At 75.8% G+C, this 2,374-nt stretch carries 2 protein-coding genes and 1 pseudogene; 2 read left to right on the top strand and 1 reads right to left on the bottom strand.

Annotated elements, in window-relative coordinates; genetic code table 11:
* Positions 1 to 794 (bottom strand): annotated as a pseudogene (locus NBZ85_RS30320) (hypothetical protein); the annotation flags it as partial.
* Positions 795 to 798: 4 nt separating this feature from the next.
* Between NBZ85_RS30320 and NBZ85_RS30315 the strand changes: the two are divergent.
* Both NBZ85_RS30315 and NBZ85_RS30310 read left to right on the top strand, forming a co-directional pair.
* On the top strand, positions 799 to 1,317 hold the full coding sequence (locus NBZ85_RS30315) for a hypothetical protein (RefSeq protein ID WP_261560648.1): 519 nt from the start codon (positions 799 to 801) through the stop codon (positions 1,315 to 1,317).
* A 63-nt stretch (positions 1,318 to 1,380) separates the two neighbouring features.
* The coding region (locus NBZ85_RS30310) for a serine/threonine-protein kinase (protein ID WP_261563338.1) at positions 1,381 to 2,374 on the top strand (994 nt) is incomplete at its 3' end.

The following is a 2,374-nucleotide window of genomic DNA, read 5'->3' as shown; positions in this document are numbered from 1 at the left end:
CCGAATACCCAGCCGGCCCCGTCGCCGAGCGCTGACGGCGGGCAGAACCCGCGGCTGACTGGAGGCCCGGCGTCCTCGGATTCGGCCAGCCCGTCCGGCGGCCCGACGAACAGCCCATCCGCATGCCCGGGCGGGACAGCGGCCGGTGCCCGAGACGGGTGCGCCTCTGGACCGCCGGCATGCCCGGCCGGTGCGACCGCCGACGCCGACCAGGCGTGTTCCACGCGCCCGGCACCCTGCCCGACCGGGATGACCCACGGTCCGGCGGGGACGTGCGACTCCACCTCCTCGGCCTGCCCCCCGGCGGCCGCCGGCGTCCCCGCCGGGCAGTGCCCTGCGCCGACGTGCGGCGCGGCCGACGCCGACGCCGACGAGCCGTCCGGTGAACGGTGCACCCCGCCATGCCCCGCCGGCTCGTCGCCGGCGCCGGGCTGTGACGAGCCGCGGCCCTGCGAGAGCGCGGCCGCGCGGCCCCACGGCCGGGCGGCAGCCGGCACGCCCTGCCCGGAGCCATCCGCCACGCGGACCGACCAGCCCGCGTCCAGCCCGACCGGCAGTTCACAGCCGTCGCACGCCGTCTCGGTCACCTGCCCGGACGGGTCGGTGCGGGCCAGCGCGGACCAGTGCCCGCTGCCGCAGCGGCTCTGCCCCGGCTCGCCGGTCGGGGTGCCGGTGGGCGAGGCGTGCCCGGCGCCGAAGCCGTCACCGCCGGTCCCGGTCGTCTGTTGGGACGGCTCGGTGCGGGCGGCGACGCTGGACTGCCCGGCCGGGCGGCGGCTGTGCCCGGGTGGCATAGCGGTGCCGCTCGATGAGCTGTGCGCCGTTCCGGCGCCGCCACGCTGCGCCAAGGGCACCGTTCGCGTGCTCGGCGAGTGCACCGCGGTGCTAGCCTCCGGGGCCCCGCAACCGCCCGTCGGCACCCCGGTGGCGCGGGAGGCACAACCCGGGGAGCTGCTGTTCGACCGGACCGTCGTCACCGCGGGGGACCTGCTGTTCGCCCGCGGTGCCGGGTGCCGACCCGGGGCGCCGGTTGTGCTCACGGCCAGCGGCGAGCTGGTCGGGCGAGCCGTCGCCGACCAGGCCGGTACGTTTGAGACCGTCGTCCAGTTCGCCAGCTTCCGGCCGGGTTACCGTCCGGTGGAGGTTAATTGCGGCAAGGATCTCAACGCCGGCATCGACATGGTGCTCGTCTCCGCGGACACCAGCGCGACCGCGCCCTCAGTGCTGCTCCCGCTGTTCCTCGCGCTGTCCTTCCTGGCCGTGCACTACCAGTTGGCGGCTCGGGGACGGCGCCGGGCCAGGGCGCAGCGCCGCTAGCCGCTAGCCGCCGGCAGAGCGTCGGCCGGCATCCTCGACGACCAGGGCGGGAGTGACGCACCGATGTCCCACCCATCCGGTCACGGCGCCGCCGCCGACGGCGCGGACGACCGTCGTCCCGGGCCGGGTTCCGAGGCACCGACCCAGGTCGGCCCCTACCGGCTGCTGCGCCGGCTCGGGGCGGGCGGCATGGGCACGGTCTACCTGGGCGTGAACCCGGCCGGCGGGCAGGTGGCCGTCAAGCTGATCCGGCCGGATCTTGCCCGTCTCGCCGAGTTCCGGGCGCGGTTGAAGCAGGAGGCCGACAACGCCCGCCGGGTGGCCCGGTTCTGCACCGCCGCAGTCCTCGACGTTGACATCAACGCCGAGCAGCCGTACCTGATCACCGAGTTCGTCGATGGTCCGACGCTCGCCGAGGCGGTGGCGGGACGGGGTCCACTGAGCTCGGCGGAGCTGCACCAGCTCGCGGTGAGCATGACGACCGCCCTGATGGCCATCCACCGGGCCGGCATCGTGCACCGCGACCTCAAACCGTCCAACATCCTGCTGTCCCGGCTCGGCCCCAAGGTCATCGACTTCGGCATCGCCCGCGCCCTGGACACCGCCACCAGGCTCGATCTCGACCGCTACGGCGCGGACCACCAAATGGGGACGCCGGCCTTCATGGCGCCCGAGCAGGCCCGGGGCGAGCCGGTCACCTCGGCGGCGGACGTGTTCGCCTGGGGCGGGGTCCTCATCTACGCCGGGACCGGCCGCTACCCGTTCGGCGGCGGCTCGACGCCGGGGCTGCTGTTTCGGACCGTGAACGAACCGCCCGCACTCGACGGGTTCGAGGACAGCCTGCGCCCGCTCGTCGAGGAGGCGATGCGCAAGGTCGCCGCGGACCGGCCCCGCGCCGAGGAGCTCTACGCCCGGCTGCTCGACCTGCGTGCCGACGAACCGGCCGCGGTTCCGCAGCCGCCGCTGTCCCTGTCCGAGGTGACCGCACTCATCCGGCCGCTGATCACCAACCCGCGGGGGGCCCGGCCCGGGCCCGCCGCGGACCCCCTCACCCCTG

The organism is Frankia tisae (genome assembly GCF_025403405.1).
GTDB lineage: Bacteria > Actinomycetota > Actinomycetes > Frankiales > Frankiaceae > Frankia > Frankia tisai.
This window is presented reverse-complemented; position numbering and strand designations above follow the sequence as displayed.